Source organism: Pseudomonas sp. dw_612, assembly GCF_018449725.1.
Lineage (GTDB): Bacteria > Pseudomonadota > Gammaproteobacteria > Pseudomonadales > Pseudomonadaceae > Aquipseudomonas.
In genome coordinates this window covers 121,381-143,016 of the sequence record NZ_JAAVVC010000010.1, presented here as the reverse complement: position 1 = coordinate 143,016, position 21,636 = coordinate 121,381, and the positions used below count along the sequence as shown (strand labels likewise).

The window sequence follows — 21,636 nt, the reverse complement described above, 5'->3', positions numbered from 1 at the left end:
TGTAGCCTTGCGACATCTTCTTAACTGATCAACCTGACGCGCACTCGGATCACGCACTCAATGAGAGCGCACGCACAAAATTGGAGCAGACATGACCCAGCCCTTGATTCTTCAGCCCGGCAAGCCCGTAGACGCCTGCGTCATCTGGCTGCACGGCCTGGGCGCCGATCGCTATGACTTTCTGCCGGTAGCCGAAGCGCTGCAGGAAAGCCTGCTGACCACTCGTTTCGTTCTGCCCCAGGCACCGACCCGCGCAGTCACCATTAATGGTGGCTACGAGATGCCAAGCTGGTACGACATATTGGCCATGAACCCGGCGCGCGCGATCAGCCGCGAGCAGCTGGATGAATCAGCCGAGATGGTTATCGCCCTGATCGAAGAGCAGAAGGCCAGCGGAATAGACGCCTCGCGCATCTTCCTCGCCGGTTTTTCCCAGGGCGGCGCGGTGGTGCTGCACAGCGCTTTCCTGAAATGGCAGGGACCGCTCGGTGGCGTACTTGCCCTGTCGACGTATGCCCCGACGTTCAGCGATGAACTGGAGCTTTCCGCCAGCCAGCAGCGCATTCCTGCGCTATGCCTGCACGGCCAGTACGATGACGTTGTGCAAAACGCCATGGGCCGTAGCGCTTATGAGCATTTAAAGCAGCGTGGTGTCACCGTGACATGGCAGGAATACCCAATGGGCCACGAAGTGTTACCCGAAGAAATTCGCGATATCGGCACCTGGCTCGCCGAGCGCTTGCGTTAAAAGCCTTCCTTTGATCATCCCGCTACGCCGCGCCTGATTCTTGCATTACACTGGCCGGCGTACATTCCTTAACCAATTGATGAGATGACCGTGCTCAAAGCACTCAAAAAAATGTTCGGTAAAAGCGAGACTGAGCAGCTCGCGCCAGTCGCCAGCGCTCCGTCTCACACCCCCAGCCACCGCACCGACGGTCGTCAGCCTGGCCGGACCGCAGCCGCAGCGGCACCGAAACACGAGCCAGTGACCACACCGGCCGCCCTACCTGTCGAGGCAATCGTTGCCGAACAACCGCTCGACGAAGCCCCGAAGCCTGCAAAACCGCGTCGCGAACCGAAGCCAAAAGCCCCGGTTATTCCCTGGAAACTCGAAGACTTCGCCGTCGAGCCCCTGGAAGGCAAAACCCGTTTCCACGATTTCAAGCTTGCCCCGGAACTGATGCACGCCATCCAGGACCTGGGCTTTCCGTACTGCACGCCGATCCAGGCGCAAGTCCTCGGTTTCACCCTGGCCGGCAAAGATGCCATCGGTCGCGCCCAGACCGGCACCGGCAAAACCGCCGCGTTCCTGATTTCGATCATCACCCAGTTGCTGGAAACCCCGCCGCCCAAGGAACGCTACATGGGTGAACCGCGGGCGCTGATCATCGCGCCGACCCGCGAACTGGTGGTGCAAATCGCCAAGGACGCCGCCGACCTGACCAAGTACACCGGCCTCAACGTCATGACGTTTGTGGGCGGCATGGACTTCGACAAGCAGCTCAAGCACCTCGAAGCCCGTCACTGCGACATCCTCGTCGCCACCCCGGGCCGTTTGCTGGATTTCAACCAGCGCGGCGACGTGCATCTGGACATGGTCGAAGTCATGGTCCTGGACGAAGCTGACCGCATGCTCGACATGGGTTTCATCCCGCAAGTGCGTCAGATCATTCGCCAGACCCCGCCGAAGAACGAGCGTCAGACGCTGCTGTTCTCCGCGACCTTCACCGAAGACGTAATGAACCTGGCCAAGCAATGGACCACCGACCCGTCGATCGTCGAGATCGAGTCGCAGAACGTGGCCAGCGAAAACGTCGAGCAACACATCTACGCCGTGGCCGGTGCCGACAAATACAAATTGCTCTACAACCTGGTCACCGACAACGGTTGGGAGCGGGTGATGGTCTTCGCCAACCGCAAGGATGAAGTGCGGCGCATCGAAGAACGCCTGGTGCGCGATGGCGTCAATGCGGCGCAATTGTCGGGCGACGTGCCGCAGCACAAGCGCATCAAGACCCTGGAAGGTTTCCGCGAAGGCAAGATCCGCGTGCTGGTGGCCACCGATGTGGCCGGGCGCGGCATTCACATCGACGGCATCAGCCACGTGATCAACTTCACCCTGCCGGAAGTCCCGGACGACTACGTACACCGTATCGGTCGTACTGGCCGCGCGGGGGCCGATGGTGTGTCCATCAGCTTCGCCGGGGAAGACGACTCTTACCAGCTACCGTCCATCGAGGCATTGCTCGGTAAAAAAATCAGCTGTGAAACGCCACCGACGCATCTATTGCGCGCGGTTGAGCGTAAGCGCCCATAACCCAGGCGTATCGAAAAGAGGCGCAGCCGGCTACGGACTGCGCTTTTTTTTCGCCCGGCTGTTGCCCAAGAAAACTAAAAGTCCATAATGGACAAATTAGTTTACTTTCAGCACCCGGAGCCGACCATGTCCAGTACGCCCTACGTGATCAACCAACAGCAGGCCCGCGAGCTGTTGGCACAAGTCGATGTGCCGCAGATCCTGTGCAAGCTGTTCCGTGACCTGGCCGCCGGGCGCGCCGTGCAACCGGCGCAGCAACTGGTGGAATTCCCCCAGGGTGCCGGCGACTTCATCAACTACTTGGGCGTACTGGCCGAGGACGGCGTGTACGGGGTCAAGACTTCGCCTTATATCGTGCGCGAACAAGGTCCGCTGGTCACGGCGTGGACGCTGTTGATGTCCATGCAAACCGGTCAGCCGCTGTTGCTGTGCGATGCCGGTGAACTGACCACCGCCCGCACCGCCGCGACCACCGCCGTGGCGGTCGATGCCCTCGCCCCGCTGAATGCCCGACGCCTGGCGATCATCGGCAGCGGCAAAGTGGCCCAGGCGCACTTGCATTACGTCAAGGGCCTGCGGGACTGGCAGAGCATCAGCCAGTATTCGCCAGGTTTGAGCGAACTGAGCACCGGCGCTCGGGCACAACTGCAAAGCCTCGACCCACGACTGACGCTGGTCGACAGCCGAGAAGCCGCGATTAAGGACGCGGATGTGATCATGCTCTGCACCTCGTCCGCCGGTCCGGTAATCGATCCGGCCACCCTGAGCAAACCGGCGCTGATCACTTCAATCAGCACCAACGCACCACGGGCCCACGAAGTGCCGCCCCAGCGCCTCAACGACATGCAAGTGTTCTGCGACTATCGTCAGACCACCCCAGGCTCGGCGGGTGAAATGCTGATCGCTGGCGAACACCATGGCTGGGACAAGCGCGCGATTGTCGGCGATTTGCCGGATCTGCTCAGCGGCAAAGTGCAACGCCCCGATTACGACCGCCACGTGTTCTTCCGCTCCATCGGCCTGGGGCTGGAAGACATTGCGTTGGCTAACGCTCTCTATCGCCTACAGCCCTGACACCACAATTCCCATGTGGGAGCGGGCTTGCTCGCGAAAGCGGTGTGTCAGTCGACATCAAGGGTGAATGTCAGACCGTATTCGCGAGCAAGCCCGCTCCCACATAGGGCCCCTATACATTGGCAATTACGCCCCACAGGAGACGTTCATGAGCCAGGCAGACTTCATCATCATCGGCGGCGGGATTGCCGGCGCCTCCACCGGTTACTGGCTGTCGCAGCACGCACGCGTCATTGTGCTCGAGCGCGAAACCCATCCGGCCTATCACTCCACCGGACGTTCGGCTGCGCTATTCACCGCCGCTTACGGCACGCCGCAAGTGCGCGCCCTGACCCAGGCCAGCCGCGACTTTTTCGACACCCCGCCCAGCGGTTTCTGCGATCACCCGCTGCTGACCCCGCGCGGCGAGATGACCGTGGATTTCACCGGAGACCCGGACGAGCTGAACAATCAATACCTGAGCGCCAAAGCCACGGTGCCGGAGATGCAACTGCTCAGCGCCGAAGAAGCCTGCGCGCGCGTGCCGATCCTGCGTCGGGAAAAAGTCCACGGCGCGCTCTACGACCCGACGGCCTGCGACATCGACACCGACGCTTTGCACCAGGGTTATCTGCGTGGCATCAAGCGCAATAAAGGCGAAGTGCATACCGACAGCGAAGTGCTGGGCCTGGCCCATGACGCCGAAGGTCAGTGGCAGGTGCACACCAATGGGCAGACCTTCAGCGCGCCCGTGATCATCAACGCTGCGGGCGCCTGGGCCGACAAGATCGGTGAACTGGCCGGCGCCACGCCTTTGGGCCTGCAACCAAAACGCCGTGCGGCGTTCATCTTCGCCGGGCCGGAGGGCGTGGACATCCACCATTGGCCGATGCTGGTGGCGCTCGATGAATCCTTCTATATGAAGCCCGATGCCGGCATGTTCCTCGGCTCACCCGCCAACGCTGACCCGGTGGAACCCCACGACGTGCAGGCCGAAGAACTGGACATCGCCATGGGCATTTACCAGATCGAAGAAGCCACCACCCTGTCCATCCGCCGCCCGACCCGCACGTGGGCCGGTTTGCGCAGTTTCGTGGCCGACGGTGATTTGCTGTCCGGTTTCGATCCGCGGGTGCCGGGGCTGTTCTGGGTTGCGGCGCAAGGTGGCTACGGCATCCAGACGTCGCCGGCCATGGGCCAGGCCAGCGCTGCACTGGTACGCGGTGAAGCCTTGCCTGAACAACTGAGCCGTTTCGGCCTGGACGCCGCAATGCTCTCCCCGGCGCGCCTGGGTTGAATCCGGACTTGGGTGACGCGCCGACACGATTGCGGCAAACTTCCAGCGCCCTGCCTGATGGGGCGCTGACGTTGCCTGGAGCCCGCCTGATGAATGCACCCGAAAAAGACCCGGTCCTGGACAACTTCCGGGCGATCGCCGACGCCATCGCCACGCTGTTCTTCCCCCACGCCGAGGTGGTGCTGCACGATCTGCGCACGCAAAAAATCGACTACATCGCCAACAATCTGTCGAAACGGGAAATCGGCGATGACGCGGCGCTGGAGGACATGCTCAGCGAGGACGTCAGCGACCGAAACATCGGACCGTACGAAAAGCTCAATTGGGACGGTCAGAAGATTCGCAGCCTCAGCAGCGTGCTGCGCGACAGCGACGGCCACCCGCTGGCGGTGCTGTGCATCAACCTGAATATTTCGCTGTTCGAGAATGCCAAGGCTGCGCTGGATTTGTTCCTGTCGCCGACCAAGTTGATTCCGCAACCGGACTCATTGTTTCGCGATGACTGGCAGGAGCGGATCAACACGTTCCTGCATGCCTGGCTGCGCGAACGTCAGTTGAGCCTGAATGTGCTGACCCGTGACCACAAACGCGAGCTGGTGCTGGCGCTGCACGCTGAAGGCGCGTTCAAAGGCAAAAGCGCCTCCAACTATGTGGCCAATGTGCTGAACATGGGGCGGGCGACGGTGTACAAGCATTTGAAGGAATTGAAGGGCTAAGCATTTTGAGGTGTGTTGTTTGAACGGGCCCCTTCGCGAGCAAGCCCGCTCCCACAGACGAAACGCATTCCAATGTGGGAGCGGGCTTGCTCGCGAAGACGGTTAATCAATCGCCATAAATGTCCGACTTGAAATACTTATCCGAAATCTTCTGGTACTCGCCATTCGCGCGAATGCCATCAATGGCCGTGTTCAGCTCACTGACCAACTCGACATTACCCTTGCGCACCGCAATCCCGGCACCCTCGCCCACGTATTTCGGGTCCTTCAGCTCCGGCCCGACAAAGGCGTAACCCTTGCCGCGCGGCATCGACAGGAAATCACTCAATGGAATGGTGTCGGCAAAAATCGCATCGAGGCGGCCGGCGGCCAGGTCCATGTAGATTTCTTCGTTGTTGCCGTAGCGCTTGACGTTGATGCCCTTCGGTTCGAAAACCTCGGTGGCGTAACGGTCGGTGGTGGTCGCGCGCTGCACGCCAATGGTCTTGCCCTTGAGGCTCGCGTACTGATCATCCACCACCGCGCCATCCTTCATCACCAGACGCGATGACGTGAAGTAGTACTTATGGGTGAAATCCACCGACTTCTTGCGGTCTTCGTTGATGGTCATGGACGACAGCGCCATATCGATTTTCTTCACTTTCAGGGAAGGAATCAGACCGTCGAACTCACCTTCGACCCAGATGCACTTGACCTTCATCTGCGCGCACAACGCATTGCCGATGTCGTAGTCGAAGCCGACGATCTCGCCTTTGTCAGTCTTGGAGGCGAACGGCGGATAGGCCGCTTCGATGCCGATGCGCAGGGTTTTATCGGCGGCGAACACTGTGCTGCACGCCAACAGGCTCAGGGCCAGACCGGTGATGAGGGGGAATTTCTTCATGTTCGTTTTCTCGCGGTTGTTGTTGGTTTGGCAAGACAGAAGAAAGAACGGAAACAGGGGAACGCCTTTTTTTGTACTTATAATTCCATACTGGACTTTTATGTATAAATCGTCAATCGGGTGCGCGAAGAACCGCCGAGCCTCTGGTCGGGAGAAAAATCAGGGGAATTTGCGGTGTGGCCGATGGCCTCTTCGCGAGCAAGCCCGCTCCCACAGGGGGAAACGCATTCCCATGTGGGAGCGGGCTTGCTCGCGAAGACGGACCGGCAAACAACAAGGAAACAACTGACCGCCTACTGCTTCCAGCGATCCGCCGCCGCATGATCACTGTCGCGCCCTTCCACCCAACGCGGGCCGTCGCTGGTGTTTTCTTTCTTCCAGAACGGCGCTCGGGTTTTCAGGTAGTCCATGACAAAGGCACAGGCATCGAACGCAGCCTGGCGATGGGCGCTGGCGGCGCCAACGAAGACGATCGGCTCACCCGGTTCCAGGGCGCCGATGCGGTGCAGCACTTCGAGCTTGAGCAACGGCCAGCGCTGCTCGGCCTCCAGGGCAATCTTGCCCAAGGCCTTCTCGGTCATGCCCGGATAGTGTTCGAGAAACATCCCGGCGACGTCGAGCCCGTCATTGAAGTCGCGCACGTAGCCGACAAAACTCACCACCGCGCCGACGCCGACATTGGCAGCGTGCATGGCGTTGACTTCAGCCCCCGGATCGAACGCCGTGACTTGCACGCGAATCGCCATGGCTCAGCCCCCGGTCACAGTGGGAAAGAACGCCACTTCATCGCCATCGACCACCGGCTCGTCGAGCTGACAGAGGTCTTCGTTGCGCGCGCACATCAAGTTTTGTTCGCTCAGCACCTCCGCGTCATCACGCTGGGCCAGCAGAGCACGCACGTCATCCACCGTGGCGAAATCACCTTCGACCTTGATCGCGTCCACGCCCAGCGCTTCACGATAGCGGGCAAAAAACTTCACCGTAATGTTCATGACGGGTCCGCCTGAAAATGCCCGCTCTTGCCGCCGAGTTTCTCCAGCAGGCGCACGCTTTCGATGGTCATGCCGCGGTCCACAGCCTTGCACATGTCGTAGATGGTCAGGGCCGCGACGCTGGCGGCAGTCAGGGCTTCCATCTCGACGCCGGTCTGCCCGGACAACTTGCAACGGGCGACGATGCGCACGGTGTCGTCGCCTTCGGCACTGAGCTCGACCTTGACGCCGGTCAGCATCAGAGGATGGCACAGGGGAATCAGGTCACTGGTTTTCTTCGCCGCCTGGATGCCGGCGATGCGCGCCACGGCGAACACATCACCCTTAGGGTGACCGCCACTGACGATCATCTGCAGGGTTTCGGGCTGCATACGCACCAGCGCTTGAGCGGTCGCTTCACGGAACGTCACGGCTTTTTCAGTGACGTCGACCATGTTGGCGCGACCTTGGGAATCGAGATGAGTCAGCACAGGGATACTCCTGATCAGGAGCGTCGATTGTAAACCTGCGGGTCAATTTTCCGCACGTTTGATTATTTGATTGATGACCCCTGTAGGAGCGAGGCTTGCCCGCGAAGGCGGCGTATCAGTCACGTTGATGTTGGATGTGCCGACGTCTTCGCGGGCAAGCCTCGCTCCTACAGGTTTTACGCGGACAACAAAAAACCGGGCGACCTGAGGAGGCCGCCCGGTTCCGGTGCTGCGGTTACAAATGCGTTTCGGCGTATTCGGCCAGAATCGAACGAGGCACCCCTTGCAGGGTGATGTGTACACCGTTCGGGAAGTCTTTGAAGCGTTCAGTCAGGTAGGTCAGCCCGGAGCTGGTCGCGGACAGGTAAGGGGTGTCGATCTGCGCCAGGTTGCCCAGGCACACCACTTTGGAACCGGCGCCGGCACGGGTGATGATGGTTTTCATCTGGTGCGGCGTAAGGTTCTGGCATTCATCGATCAGGATCAGGCTCTGCTGGAAGCTGCGACCCCGAATGTAGTTGAGGGATTTGAACTGCAACGGCACTTTGCTGAGGATGTAGTCGACGCTGCCATGGGTGTTTTCGTCATCCATGTGCAAGGCTTCGAGGTTGTCGGTGATGGCGCCCAGCCAAGGCTCCATTTTTTCCGCTTCGGTGCCGGGCAGGAAGCCGATTTCCTGGTCCAGGCCCTGCACGCTGCGGGTGGCGATAATGCGGCGATAGCGTTTGCTGACCATGGTCTGCTCGATCGCAGCGGCCAGGGCCAGGATGGTTTTACCGGAACCGGCGGCGCCGGACAGGTTGACCAAGTGAATGTCCGGATCAAGCAAGGCGTACAGCGCCAGGCTCTGATAGATGTCACGCGGTTTCAGGCCCCAGGCTTCCTGGTGCAACAGGGGTTCCTGATGCAGGTCGAGAATCAGCAGGCGGTCTTCCTCAATCTCCTTGATCCAGCCGACAAAGCCCTGCTCGTCGATGATGAATTCGTTGATGTGCACCGCCGGCAGGTTGTCGATCAGCTTCACCTGGTGCCAGGTGCGGCCATGATCCTGACGGGTTTCGACCTTGCTCACGAGGTCCCAGAAGGAGCCGGTCATGTTGTGATAACCGTTGGGCAGCAGCGAAACGTCGTCGACCAGTTGGTCGGTGCTGTAGTCCTCGGCCGCAATCCCGCACGCCCGGGCCTTGAGGCGCATGTTGATGTCTTTGGTCACCAGCACCACGGGCAGTTTGGGTTCGCGCGCGTGCAGGTCGATCAACTGGTTGATGATGATGTTGTCGTTCAGGTGCTCGGGCAAGATGATGTTCGGCTCGGCGCGTTTGCTCATCAGAATTGACAGCAAACCCTTGGGCCCACTCTTGCCGCGCTGGATCGGCACACCGAGTTCGACATCTTCCGGGCTGGCATCGCCCAGGGTCTTGTCGATCAGGCGGATCGCCTGACGGCATTCGGCCGCAACGCTGTGATGCCCGCTCTTGAGCTTATCCAGCTCCTCAAGCACGGTCATCGGGATCGCAACATGGTGTTCTTCGAAGTTCAGAAGGGCGTTTGGATCGTGAATCAATACGTTGGTATCGAGTACATAAAGGATTGGCTGGTTGGAAGAAGAACTACGTCCGTGATCATCCATACTCGGTCACCTTTGTGGGAGCCATTCGACGCAATACCTCGACGGTGCTGCGCCTCGAAGTGACTGCCGAATTCACCTGCAAGGGATCAAGTGAACTGCACACAAACTGGGGTCTTGGGAGACGCCACCTGTGTTGCAGGTTTCGGCGGTCTGTCTTCGTAATACTCCAAAACCCATGACAGAAAAAAGCACTTTGACGTTTTTTTGAAGTTTATTTTTCAGAGTGACGAATAGCCCTTGGCGTGCAGGCATTGTGCCGTTAAAGTCGGAAGTCCGCCTGCATCGAAACTCCTTGAAAAATCACCCCGCCCTGCCCTCTGCCCCAATGATTGCGGGCTTTTCCCGATTTCAGCGAAACGCCACCTGACAGTCCTGCCAACCGATCCCGCTTTGCGCCGTTTGCGCGATCAGCCAGGGCATCGACGTTTTCACCCCGTCCTGCTTCACATTGAAATTGATCACGCCATGGCGCCATAAAAGCATCAGGGTCAGCACCCGCTGAGCGCTCTGGCTACCCTTGAGCTTGCCCGCACCGTCCTGGGGATCGATGTCCCACAGCGCCACCTGCAAACCCTGCGATTCAAAGAAGCCCTGGGCGTCGGAACGCCGTTGACCGTCCGGCGGGCGAAACAGCGGCACATAGTTCTCGGGCAGTTTGCTCTTTACCAATTCGGTGCTGCGTTTCACTGAGTCCTGCCAGTCCTGCCAATGGCTGTGAGAACGGAACTCCCAGCCCTGCACGCCGAGGCATTGCTGTGAATACGTCGCTTGCAGGCTGGCGACCGAACGTTCGGCCAGACGCGCCTGGATGTCCTTGCCAAGGACAAAGAACGTGCCGTTCATGTTCGACTTGCGCAGATACTCAGTCACCCAACCGGTGTTGTCCGGAATGGCATTGGCCGCGCTGTCGAAGGTCAGCAGAAACAGCCGGTCATGCATCTCGTCGCCGTTGCGCTCATAGTCGCCGAAACGATCGACTTCGCTGCTGGTTTGCGGGAACAGCGCGGCCTTGCGCAACTGCTCGTCCAGGTACTGGGCGTGGAACAGACGGCTCGGTTCGGACCACTTGATATAGAAGCTGTCGTCACTGACCACGAACTTGGCCGCTTGCTCGCGCAGGGTCGGCAGGTCTTCGACGAAGAAACAGAACGACGCATCCTGATCGCAGCTCTGCTGGGCGAAGTTGTAGTTGGTGAGCAAGCGCTGCCACATCCGCTCGCGCAGGCTGTTGATCGCGTCCAGATTAATGGTGCGCAGGCCCAGGCGTCGGGTCAGGCTCGCTTCGTCCAAAGACTCGCTGGCCAGCAGGACGCGGGCGAACATCAGGATTTCGGCCCGGGACGCGACATCGAATAGCGTCGGGCTGGTGAGCTGTTCCGGCCAGGTGCCGCGATCCAGCGTCGCCACATCGCCGGGCGCCGCCAGGGCACCGAAGCTCAAGAGCCAGGCCGAGAATAAAAGAACGATACGCAAAGGGATGTCTCCATAACAAAACCCGCGCGGCACTATATCGTGGGATATCGCAGTGGGGCTAAAAGATCGCAGCCTCGTTTCACTCGACAGCTCCTACACAGCTCCTGCACAGCTCCTACATAGCTCCTGCAAATCCTGTTTCACGTCAATTTCGCGCCAACCCGGTCCCGTAGGAGCTACCGAGTGACACGAGGCTGCGATCTTGTCCCATGACACCACCGATCACCTATGACACCCATAGCTGGAGTCAACCGGCGCAACCCCCTAGAATCGCCCCACGATTAAAGGAGACGACTTCATGCTGATGGTGATTTCCCCCGCCAAGACCCTCGATTACGAAACACCGCCGGCCACCCAGCGTTTCACTCAGCCGCAATACCTGGACCATTCCCAGGAGCTGATCATGCAGCTGCGCGACCTCACGCCGGCGCAGATCAGTGAATTGATGCACGTCTCCGACAAGATCGGCGGGCTTAACGCCGCGCGTTTCGGCAGCTGGACGCCCGCGTTCACCCCGGAAAACGCCAAGCAGGCACTGCTGGCCTTTAAGGGCGACGTGTACACAGGCTTGAATGCCCAAACCTTCAGCGAAGCCGATTTCGATTACGCCCAGCAGCATTTGCGCATGTTGTCCGGCCTGTACGGCCTGCTGCGCCCGTTGGACCTGATGCAGCCGTATCGGCTGGAAATGGGCACCAAACTGGCTAACGCCCGTGGCAAGGACCTGTACGCCTTTTGGGGTACGCGGATCAGCGAATGGTTGAACGAAGCCCTGGCCGATCAAGGTGACGACGTACTGCTGAACCTGGCGTCCAACGAGTATTTCTCGGCGGTCAAACGCAACGCCTTGAACGCGCGCATCATCAACACCGACTTCAAGGACCTGAAGAACGGCCAATACAAAATCATCAGCTTCTACGCGAAGAAGGCTCGCGGGATGATGAGCCGTTTCGTTATCGAAGAACGCATCAACGACCCGGCAGCGCTCAAGCAGTTTGATGTCCAGGGTTACCGCTACAGTGCCGAACAGTCCAAACCGGACAATTTGGTATTCCTGCGCGATCACGCCCCCGAGTAATGCACTCAATCGGCGCACGACCGTCGGTCGTGCGCACCGCCGAATCGTCCAACAATTCCCCGCCCGTTTCGCCATTCTCTTGGCGCCAAAAATCCACCACCTTGATTTCTAACTTTTGTTTCACTCGACAATCGTGATTTTTTTCAGTAGTGGCACTGACATTTTTTAACAATGGTGGCACTTACCCATCTAATTCGATAATTGCCCTATATATAAAGGGCCAAACGGCAAGTGCTATCAATTTGAAAGCAGTGCCATCTTCCTCAATATTTCAAGAAATTTCAGAATTCGCGATGGGCGGACCGGAACTATGTCCAAATGCGTCGTTCATACCACCGGTAACGATTCTTCTTGAGTTTGTAGGAGATAACTTACGCAGAGACGAGAACCATGTAGCGAAGTTGTCATACTAACTTCTGCTTAATGACCTCTTATTTGGGCAGCACCAATAGGACAGGAGATACGCACCATTACTATCCCCTATATGGCCAAGGCTGCGCCCCTATAAACGTGCTCATCCGAGCACCCAACCGCTTGATTTACGGGCCTCACGCCTGGCATTGAGCGCGGAAGACCTTTGCACGAATGCCCTCTGATCAGGGGACAGGATGCATAACAGGGCACATCATAATAACAAGGCCTAGTTGCGCACATCTTGAGTGCACTTATTTAGTCACTCGGAACTTAGTATGCCTGCACGCTGCATTGTGGCGCCTGTACGGCTGCACTTGCGAGTGCACTACGACCGCTGAACACCATTAACTCCGGCCATCTAATGGCTTGATAATTACAGAGGTAAATGCGATGCGCATCAGCATATTTGGTTTGGGTTACGTCGGTGCAGTATGTGCCGGTTGCCTGTCTGCACGTGGCCATGACGTCGTTGGCGTAGATGTCGCCAAAGACAAGATCGATATGATCAACGCCGGCAAATCGCCGATCGTTGAACCGGGTTTGGGCGAACTTCTGCGTAAGGGCATCGATACCGGCAAATTGCGCGGCACGACCAACTTCGCCGAAGCGATTCGCGACACCGACCTGTCGATGATCTGCGTCGGTACGCCGAGCAAGAAGAACGGCGACCTGGAACTGAACTACATCGAAGCGGTGTGCCGCGAGATCGGCTTTGTCCTGCGTGACAAGACCACCCGCCACACCATCGTGGTCCGCAGCACCGTTCTGCCGGGCACGGTCGCAAACGTTGTCATCCCGATTCTCGAAGACTGCTCCGGCAAGAAAGCCGGCGTCGACTTCGGCGTGGCGGTCAACCCTGAGTTCCTGCGTGAAAGCACCGCGATCGCCGACTACGACCTGCCACCGATGACCGTCATCGGCGAATTCGACAAGGCCAGCGGCGACGTGCTGCAAGCCCTGTACGAAGAGCTCGACGCGCCGATCATCCGCAAGGACATCGCCGTCGCCGAGATGATCAAGTACACCTGCAACGTGTGGCACGCCACCAAGGTGACCTTCGCCAACGAGATCGGCAACATCGCCAAGGCTGTCGGCGTCGATGGTCGTGAAGTGATGGAAGTGGTCTGCCAGGACAAAACCCTGAACCTGTCGCAGTACTACATGCGTCCAGGCTTCGCGTTCGGCGGCTCTTGCCTGCCCAAAGACGTGCGTGCTTTGACCTTCCGCGCCGGCTCCCTGGACGTCGATGCGCCGCTGCTCAACTCGCTGATGCGCAGCAACGTGTCGCAAGTGCAGAACGCCTTCGACATCGTGTCCAGCCACGACAAACGCAAAGTCGCCCTGCTCGGCTTGAGCTTCAAGGCCGGCACCGATGACCTGCGCGAAAGCCCGCTGGTGGATCTGGCGGAAATGCTGATCGGCAAGGGCTACGACCTGAGCATCTACGACAGCAACGTCGAGTACGCCCGTGTCCACGGAGCGAACAAGGATTACATCGAGTCGAAGATCCCGCACGTTTCGTCGCTGCTCAACTCCGACTTCGACGACGTGATCAACAACTCCGACGTGATCATCCTCGGCAACCGTGACGAGAAATTCCGCGCCCTCGCGGAACAGGCTCCACACGGCAAGCAAGTGATCGACCTGGTCGGCTTCATGTCCAAAGCCACCAGCGTCAGCGGCCGCACTGAAGGCATCTGCTGGTAACACAGAACGCTGTGCGGCAACGCGCAATCACTGTGCGAACCCGTCGTAGGAGCTGACGAGTGCAACGAGGCTGCGATCTTTCCCGGGCCACTTGAGTCCTGAGTGAACCCAAAGATAAAGATCAAAAGATCAAAAGATCGCAGCCTTCGGCAGCTCCTACGCAGGTTCACCCGAGCTCCGAGTGAACCCGAAAAGATCGGTGTCACCCGTGGCCTTGCAAGTTTTTGTAAGCCTGCCTTAACCCCATCGGGCCACCCAACAGGCTCGCCCGAGATAGAGACGGATGCAGATTATGCACAGGCTAAAGCACGGCCTTTTACAGGCCGCCGGTTGGCTGTTTTACCTAAGTTTATTGATGGGCATCGCCATGGCGTTGCCTTCGTCCACGTTCGACTCCGAGTCGAAGGACTTCATCTTCCTGATTGGTTTCATCGGGATCTGGCGTTACTCGATGGGGGCCACGCACTTTCTGCGCGGCATGCTGTTCCTGTACGTGGTCTACCCGCACCTGCGGCGCAAAGTGCGCAAGCTGGGTAAAGCGGCAAACCCGTCCCATGTGTACCTGATGGTCACCAGTTTTCGTATTGACGCCCTGACCACCGCCCAGGTCTACGCCTCGGTGATTCGCGAAGCGATCGACTGCGGCCTGCCGACCACCATGGTCTGCTCCATCGTGGAAATGTCCGATGAGAAACTGGTCAAGAGCCTGTGGTCCCGGATGAATCCGCCGGCGCGGGTCAAGCTCGACTTCGTGCGCATTCCCGGCACCGGCAAGCGCGACGGCCTGGCCTACGGCTTCCGCGCCATCTCCCGCCACCTGCCGGATGACCGCGCAGTGGTTGCAGTGATCGATGGCGACACCGTGCTCGCCCCTGGCGTCGTGCTCAAGACCGTGCCGTGGTTCCAGTTGTTCGGCAATGTCGGCGGCCTGACCACCAACGAGTTCTGCGAAGTGCGCGGCGGCTACGTCATGGCCGAATGGCACAAACTGCGCTTCGCCCAACGCCACATCAACATGTGTTCGATGGCCCTGTCCAAACGCGTCCTGACCATGACCGGCCGGATGTCGGTGTTCCGCGCCACCGTCGTGACCGACCCGGACTTCATCGCCGACGTGGAAAGCGACTCGCTGCAACACTGGCGCCTGGGCCGCTTCAAGTTCCTCACCGGTGACGACAAGTCGAGCTGGTTCAGCCTGATGCGCCTGGGCTACGACACCTTCTACGTACCGGACGCGGCGATCCACACCGTGGAACACCCGCCGGAAAAAAGCTTCATCAAGGCCAGCCGCAAACTGATGTTCCGCTGGTACGGCAACAACCTGCGCCAGAACTCCCGTGCCCTGGGCCTGGGGATGAAACGCCTCGGCCTGTTCACCTCGGTGGTGCTGTTCGACCAGCGTGTGTCGATGTGGACGTCGTTGCTCGGCCTGACGGTGGCGATCATCGCCAGCTTCAAGTACGGCGGCGCGTTCATCCTCGCTTATCTGCTGTGGATCGGCCTCACTCGCCTGATCCTGACCTTGCTGCTGTCGTGCTCCGGTCACCGGATCGGCCCGGCCTACCCGATGATTCTCTATTACAACCAGATCGTCGGCGCGCTGGTGAAGATCTACGTGTTCTTTCGCCTCGACCAACAATCCTGGACTCGCCAGGACACCAAATTGACCCGTGATCTCGCCAGCTTTCAACGTTGGTTCAACACCTGGTCGTCTCGGACCATGACCTTCTCCGCCGGCAGCGTTTTCGTCGCCGTGCTGCTGATGATGGTCTGACCGCCCCCTTATTGAATTAACCAGGAAATTGCCCCTATGAATACCGCCGTCAATGCCAACGTAGTGCACGAATCCGAAGCCCAGCGCCAACACGCCCGAGTGAAAATCCCGGCCAAGCTGCGGTTCTTCGGTCCCGACCGGACGCCAGTCGACGCCCGGGTCATCGACCTGTCCGCTGGCGGCCTGGCGTTCAACGCCGGTCAACTGCCGCTGAAAGTCGGCGAGGTGTACAAGGCTCGTCTGCAATTCGTCATCGATAACCTCGGCCTGGCCATGGACGTGGAGTTGCAGGTCCGCTCCTTCGATCGCCAGACCGGTCGCGCCGGTTGCCAGTTTCAGAATCTGGAACCGCAAGACATCTCGACCCTGCGCCACCTGATCACCTCTCACCTGGCCGGCGACATCGTCAGCATGGGTGAAGTGCTGGCGACCCTGCAGCGCGACAACTTCACCAAGGCGCGCAAGGTCAAGGATGGCGGCCACGGCATGACCGCGTTCGGTCGTCTGCGTGCGGTGACCTTCAGCTTCGCGATTTTCCTCGTCGGCCTCGCGGCCTTCGGTTTCATCTTCAAGTCGGTCTACGGCATGTACTTCGTCAGCCATGCCCAGGCCGGCATCGTCAGCGTACCGGGCATGAACATCACCATGCCGCGCGACGGCACCGTGCAGAGCCTGATCAAAAGCGACGGCGTTGCCGCCAAAGGCGCACCGCTGGCGACCTTCAGCACCAGCATGCTCGATGTCCTCAAGGGTCATCTGGACGAAGACCAGTTGCAACCGGCCAAGGTTGAAGAACTGTTCGGCAAGCAAATGACCGGCACCCTGACCTCGCCGTGCGATTGCACCGTGGCCCAGCAACTGGTCGGCAACGGTCAGTACGCCAGCAAGGGCGACGTGATCTTCACCCTGGTGCCGCGCAACAGCGAAGCCAACATCGACGCGCGCTTCACCTATCGCCAGTTCGCCGACGTGCGTCCAGGTGCACCAGTGACCTTCGAAATCGCCGGCGAAGACAAGACCCGCACCGGCAAGATCGTCAGCAGCACCAGCCTGAAAAGCGCCGACCTGTCCTCCGACATCCGCGTGCAGATCAAGCCTGACGAGCCGCTGGACAGCACCTTCGCCGGTCGCCCGGTGGAAGTGAACAGTGATCGTGGCCCGAACCTGAACTGGCTGATCGACAAAGCCATGGCCGCCGGTATTTAAGTCGAGGACATGCCTGTGATGACGTCTATTTTCAACACACCGACGACCCTGTGGGAGCGAGCTTGCTCGCGATGGGATCACCGCGGTCTGTCTGATGCACCGAGCCGCCAGCATCGCGAGCAAGCTCGCTCCCACAGGGGTTTTGCGTTGTGTGCGATAGCACTGGCAGTCAGCCTCAGCGGTTGCGCCAGCCTGCCCGACCAACGCCTGGCCAACGAAGCCCTGAAACGCGGCGACACCGCGCTGGCGCAGCAGAACTACCAGCAACTGGCCAACCTGGGTTACAGCGAAGCCCAAGTGGGCCTGGCCGATATCCAGGTCGACAGCCGTGACCCGGCGCAGATGAAACAGGCCGAGGCGACTTACCGCGCCGCGGTCGACGTTTCGCCGCGAGCCCAGGCTCGTCTCGGTCGCCTGCTGGTGGCCAAGCCCGGTTCCACCGAAGCCGAACAGCACGAAGCCGAAGGCCTGTTGAAAAAAGCCTCGGCCAATGGCGAAGGCAACACGCTGATCCCGCTGGCGATGCTGTACCTGCAATACCCGCACAGTTTCCCGAACGTCAACGCCCAGCAGCAGATCAGCCAATGGCGCGCCGAAGGCAAACCGGAAGCGGGCCTGGCCCAAGTGCTGCTCTATCGCACCCAGGGCACGTACGACCAGCACCTGGATGAAGTCGAATCCATCTGCAAAGCGGCGCTGAACACCACCGACATCTGCTACGTCGAACTGGCCACGGTTTACCAGAAACAAGCCAAGCCCGAGCAAACCGCCGAGCTGATCAAACAGATGCAAGCCGCACACACTCGCGGCACCGTTTCCGCACAACGCGTGGACAGCGTCGCTCGCGTCCTCGGTGATGCAACCCTGGGCAAGACCGACGAGAAAACCGCGCAGTCGCTGCTTGAAGACATCGCCCCTGGCTACCCCGCTTCCTGGGTCAGCCTGGCGCAATTGCTCTACGACTTCCCGGAGCTCGGTGACGTCGACACGATGATGAAGTACCTGGACAACGGTCGCGCCGCGGATCAACCCCGCGCCGAACTGTTGCTGGGCAAGCTCTACTACGAAGGCAAATGGGTGCCGGCCGACGCCAAGGTCGCCGAAGAACACTTCCAGAAAGCCGTGGGCCGGGAAGTGGCCGCCGATTACTACCTCGGCCAGATTTACCGTCGTGGTTACCTGGGCAAGGTCTATTCGCAGAAGGCCCTGGATCACCTGCTGACCGCTGCGCGCAACGGCCAGAACAGCGCCGACTTCGCCATCGCCCAACTGTTTTCCCAAGGCAAGGGCACCAAGCCCAACCCGCTCAACGCTTACGTCTTCAGCCAGTTGGCCAAGGCTCAGGACACCCCGCAAGCGAATGAGCTTGCGACAACGTTAGAAGCCCAACTGCCGCCTGCCCAGCTCGCCGAGGCCCAACGCCTGTTGAAACAAGAACAGGCCGTTCGTGGATCCTCGAGCCAGAACAAGCTGGATTTGCAAGCCCTGCAAGAAGAAGACGGCGAGGAAAAACTATGAAGCTGAATCCATTCGTTCAGGCCGGTATTGGCCTGACATTCGCCCTGCTGTGGTCGTGTCCGACCCTCGCCGCGATGACCGAAGCCAAGAACTACGGTCTTGAAGTCAAAGTCACCGGCCAATCCGAAGATGACGCCGACCTCGGGACCGCCAAGGGCGGCGACGTCAACGGCATCGGCCTCGACCTGCGCCCTTGGGTCTACGGCGAAAGCGGCTCGTGGAGCGCCTATGCGATGGGTCAGGCGGTAACGTCTACCGACATCATCGAAACCGACACCCTGCAGCAGTCCGACAGCGACGGCACCCAGACCACCGACAATGGTGATCGCAAGTCGAAGAAAAACTACCTGGCCATGCGTGAATTCTGGGTCGGCTACAGCGGCCTCACGCCTTACCCGGGCGAGATGCTCAAACTCGGTCGCCAGCGCCTGCGCAATGACGACGGCCAGTTCCGCGACACCAACATCGAAGCCCTGAACTGGACCTTCGACACCACCCTGCTGCGTGCCAACGCCGGTGTGGCCGAACGCTTCAGCGAATACCGCACCGACTTGAAAGAGCTGGCGCCCAAAGACAAGGATCGCCTGCACGCCTACGCCGATGCGGCATATCAATGGACCCCGGGCAACTGGGTCGGCATTCGCGGTCATCACACCCACGATGACGGCAAGCTCGACTACCCGGAACCGGGTGTGGCCGGCGACTCGCTGGACAAGAAACAGAACGGCGACATCAGCTGGCTCGGCCTCACCGCTGACAGCGACGCCTACAACTGGCGCAACACCAACACCGTCAATTACTGGGGCAGCATCACCGGTATGAGCGGCGACACCGATACGGTCAACGCGCTGAATGCCGATGGCACCCGCCCGACCGAAGCCAAGACCGGTGAAGACCTCAACGGCTGGGCCACCGATGTCGGCGTGCGTCTGCGCCTCGATCCGCAATGGCAAGTCGGTGCAGCCTATGCCCGTGCCAGCGCCGATTACGAACAGAACGGCCTGGAAAGCAACCGCTCGAACTACACCGGTACTCGTTCGCGGGTTCACCGTTTCGGCGAAGCGTTCCGTGGCGAAATGAACAACATGCAAACCGCGACCCTGTTCGGTTCGTGGATGCTCAACGACGAATACGACGCCAGCCTCGTGTACCACAAGTTCTGGCGCGTGGACGGCAACAAACCAGTGGGCAGCAACGGTATCAACGCCGTCGAGAACAACACCGACGACGCCACCGGCGCGATTCTCTCCAGCACTTCCCTGCCACTGGAAGATGGCAACAAGGACCTCGGTCAGGAAATGGACCTGGTGGTCACCAAGTACTTCAAGCAAGGGCTGCTGCCTGCTGCTTTGAGTCAGTCGATCGATGAGCCTTCGGCCCTGGTGCGTTTGCGTGGCGGTGTGTTCAAGCCCGGCGATGCCTACGGCAAAGAAGTCGATTCGTACATGCACCGCGCGTTTATCGACGTGATCTGGCGCTTCTGATGCGAGCCGCGAAAGGAGTGCCCGACATGACCTATCCGAAGAGAGGTTCGATCACGTTGCTGGCCGGCGCAATGCTGCTGGCCAGCTCGGTCGCCCTCGCCAACGCGGAGCCGGTTGCGCCTGTGCAAAAAGGCCAACCGAGCACCCTGGCCAAAGGACTGCAGCAAGCCAAGACCTACACCGTCAGCAGCGCACCGACCGCGCCGCTGGAGCTGGCCAAGCCGAAGCTGCCGGACACTTCCGGCTATACCGCCGAAGCCATCGCCGCGAAAGTCGTGCGGACCAAACCGGGCAAGGTCAGCGTGCGCCGGATGATGCAGGAAGACGCCTTGAAGGACTTCATCGGCGGCGACAACAAGATGGCCGAGTGGGTGGTGCGTCAGCACGGCATCCCGCAGGCAATCTTCGTCGACGACGGCTACATGAACCTCAAGGACCTGGCCAAGAAAGAACCGAAGTACATCAGCGAATCCTCGCCGGGCGTTTACCTGGCGAAGTTGCCGATCGTGGTTGGCCGCAAGGGCATCCTCGAAATCGACAAGCAGACCCAGGAATTGCGCCTGTCCCAGGAGGCCGGCGCGTTCCTGGTCAACGACGGCCAGTTGTTTGTGCGTGACACCAAAATCACCGGGTGGAGCGAGAAGAACAATGGTCCGGCGCTGTTCAAGACGCCGAAGGAATTCCGTCCGTTCCTGCTGTCCTGGGGCGGTACCGAAACCTACATCGCGAACAGCAAGATCGCCAGTTTCGGCTATGCCAACAGTAAGTCCTACGGCGTGAGTATTTCCCAGTACACGCCGAACATGGCCAAGGTGCTCAAGCGCTCCGAACCGACCGGCTGGATCGTCGGCTCCGAGTTCTCGGACATGTGGTACGGCTTCTACTGCTATGAAACCCGCGACTTCGTGGTCAAGGGCAACACCTACAAAGACAACATCGTCTACGGCATTGACCCGCATGACCGTTCCCACGGTCTGATCATCGCGGACAACACCGTCTACGGGACCAAGAAGAAGCACGGGATCATCATTTCCCGTGAGGTCAACGACAGCTTCATCTTCAACAACCGCAGCTACGACAACCACCTCTCGGGGCTGGTAATCGACCGTAACAGCGTGAACAACCTGATCGCCTACAACGAGATCTACAAGAACCACACCGACGGCATCACCCTCTACGAGAGTGCCGACAACCTGCTGTGGGCCAACAAGGTGATCAGCAACAAACGCCACGGCATCCGGATTCGAAACAGCGTGAACATTCGCCTGTACGAAAACCTCGCCATGGCCAACGGCCTGACCGGCGTCTACGGCCACATCAAGGACCTGAGCGACACCGACCGGGACATCAAGCTCGACCCGTTCGACGCCCAAGTGTCGCTGATCGTGGTCGGCGGCGAACTGGCCGGCAACGGCAGCGGACCGCTGTCCATCGACTCGCCGCTGAGCGTCGAGTTGTACCGCGTGTCCATGCTCGCACCGACCAAATCCAGTGGCATCAGCTTCAACGGGATTCTTGGCGAGCGTCAGGATGAAATTCTCGACCTGCTGGTACGCCAGCAGAAAGCCGTGCTGATCGACCCTGTCGAACGCCAGACCGAAATGCGGGACTGAGGATAATT

The 21,636-nt window shown here is 59.7% G+C and carries 18 protein-coding genes; 12 read left to right on the top strand and 6 right to left on the bottom strand.

The genetic code is table 11. The features are described 5' to 3' along the window. Positions 1–91 precede the first annotated feature (91 nt). The 5 genes from HB680_RS17215 (at position 92) to HB680_RS17195 (ending at position 5,386) form a co-directional block, all read left to right on the top strand. Entirely contained in the window at positions 92–748 is a 657-nt protein-coding gene (locus HB680_RS17215) for an alpha/beta hydrolase (protein WP_213939799.1), read from the top strand. Positions 749–832: 84 nt separating this feature from the next. Beyond that, on the top strand, positions 833–2,320 hold the full coding sequence (gene rhlB, locus HB680_RS17210) for an ATP-dependent RNA helicase RhlB (RefSeq protein ID WP_213939798.1): 1,488 nt from the start codon (positions 833–835) through the stop codon (positions 2,318–2,320). 126 nt (positions 2,321–2,446) lie between these two features. Beyond that, entirely contained in the window at positions 2,447–3,394 is a 948-nt protein-coding gene (locus HB680_RS17205) for an ornithine cyclodeaminase family protein (protein WP_213939797.1), read from the top strand. Between the two features lie 148 nt (positions 3,395–3,542). Beyond that, complete coding sequence (locus HB680_RS17200; RefSeq protein WP_213939796.1) at positions 3,543–4,670, top strand: FAD-binding oxidoreductase; 1,128 nt, start codon at positions 3,543–3,545, stop codon at positions 4,668–4,670. An 89-nt stretch (positions 4,671–4,759) separates the two neighbouring features. Continuing rightward, positions 4,760–5,386, top strand: coding sequence for a PAS domain-containing protein (locus tag HB680_RS17195; protein ID WP_213939795.1), 627 nt, complete (start codon positions 4,760–4,762; stop codon positions 5,384–5,386). 106 nt (positions 5,387–5,492) lie between these two features. Here the strand turns inward: HB680_RS17195 and HB680_RS17190 are convergent, their stop codons facing one another. The 6 genes from HB680_RS17190 to HB680_RS17165 form a co-directional block, all read right to left on the bottom strand. Next, positions 5,493–6,269, bottom strand: a complete 777-nt coding sequence (locus HB680_RS17190) for an ABC transporter substrate-binding protein (protein ID WP_213939794.1) — start codon at positions 6,267–6,269, stop codon at positions 5,493–5,495. A gap of 293 nt (positions 6,270–6,562) precedes the next feature. Then, entirely contained in the window at positions 6,563–7,015 is a 453-nt protein-coding gene (gene moaE, locus HB680_RS17185) for a molybdopterin synthase catalytic subunit MoaE (RefSeq protein ID WP_213939793.1), read from the bottom strand. Between the two features lie 3 nt (positions 7,016–7,018). Continuing rightward, a complete protein-coding gene (moaD, locus tag HB680_RS17180; protein ID WP_213939792.1) occupies positions 7,019–7,261 on the bottom strand; it encodes a molybdopterin converting factor subunit 1 in 243 nt (80 codons plus the stop codon). Further along, positions 7,258–7,731, bottom strand: a complete 474-nt coding sequence (moaC, locus tag HB680_RS17175; RefSeq protein ID WP_123507817.1) for a cyclic pyranopterin monophosphate synthase MoaC — start codon at positions 7,729–7,731, stop codon at positions 7,258–7,260. The genes moaD and moaC overlap by 4 nt, the downstream gene beginning before the upstream one ends. A gap of 235 nt (positions 7,732–7,966) precedes the next feature. Next, on the bottom strand, positions 7,967–9,361 hold the full coding sequence (locus HB680_RS17170) for a PhoH family protein (RefSeq protein ID WP_054049712.1): 1,395 nt from the start codon (positions 9,359–9,361) through the stop codon (positions 7,967–7,969). Between the two features lie 348 nt (positions 9,362–9,709). Then, entirely contained in the window at positions 9,710–10,834 is a 1,125-nt protein-coding gene (locus tag HB680_RS17165; protein WP_213939791.1) for a polysaccharide deacetylase family protein, read from the bottom strand. 298 nt (positions 10,835–11,132) lie between these two features. On the opposite strand from HB680_RS17165, the gene yaaA reads away from it, so the two are divergent. From yaaA to algG, 7 genes are all read left to right on the top strand, one after another. Next, complete coding sequence (gene yaaA, locus HB680_RS17160; protein WP_213939790.1) at positions 11,133–11,912, top strand: peroxide stress protein YaaA; 780 nt, start codon at positions 11,133–11,135, stop codon at positions 11,910–11,912. Positions 11,913–12,716: 804 nt separating this feature from the next. After that, the gene (locus tag HB680_RS17155; RefSeq protein ID WP_213939789.1) at positions 12,717–14,033 is read left to right on the top strand and encodes a nucleotide sugar dehydrogenase; all 1,317 of its coding nucleotides are present in this window, start codon (positions 12,717–12,719) and stop codon (positions 14,031–14,033) included. A 289-nt stretch (positions 14,034–14,322) separates the two neighbouring features. Then, on the top strand, positions 14,323–15,807 hold the full coding sequence (gene alg8, locus HB680_RS17150; protein WP_213939868.1) for a mannuronan synthase: 1,485 nt from the start codon (positions 14,323–14,325) through the stop codon (positions 15,805–15,807). A gap of 36 nt (positions 15,808–15,843) precedes the next feature. After that, complete coding sequence (locus HB680_RS17145; protein WP_213939788.1) at positions 15,844–17,013, top strand: alginate biosynthesis protein Alg44; 1,170 nt, start codon at positions 15,844–15,846, stop codon at positions 17,011–17,013. Between the two features lie 18 nt (positions 17,014–17,031). Next, positions 17,032–18,531, top strand: coding sequence for an alginate biosynthesis TPR repeat lipoprotein AlgK (gene algK, locus HB680_RS17140; RefSeq protein ID WP_213939787.1), 1,500 nt, complete (start codon positions 17,032–17,034; stop codon positions 18,529–18,531). After that, a complete protein-coding gene (locus HB680_RS17135; protein ID WP_213939786.1) occupies positions 18,528–20,015 on the top strand; it encodes an alginate export family protein in 1,488 nt (495 codons plus the stop codon). Before algK ends, HB680_RS17135 begins: the two co-directional genes overlap by 4 nt. Positions 20,016–20,041: 26 nt before the next feature. Next, positions 20,042–21,628: a mannuronan 5-epimerase AlgG gene (gene algG / locus HB680_RS17130; protein ID WP_213939785.1), complete on the top strand. Its 1,587-nt coding sequence runs from the start codon at positions 20,042–20,044 to the stop codon at positions 21,626–21,628. The last annotated feature ends 8 nt before the right edge of the window (positions 21,629–21,636 follow it).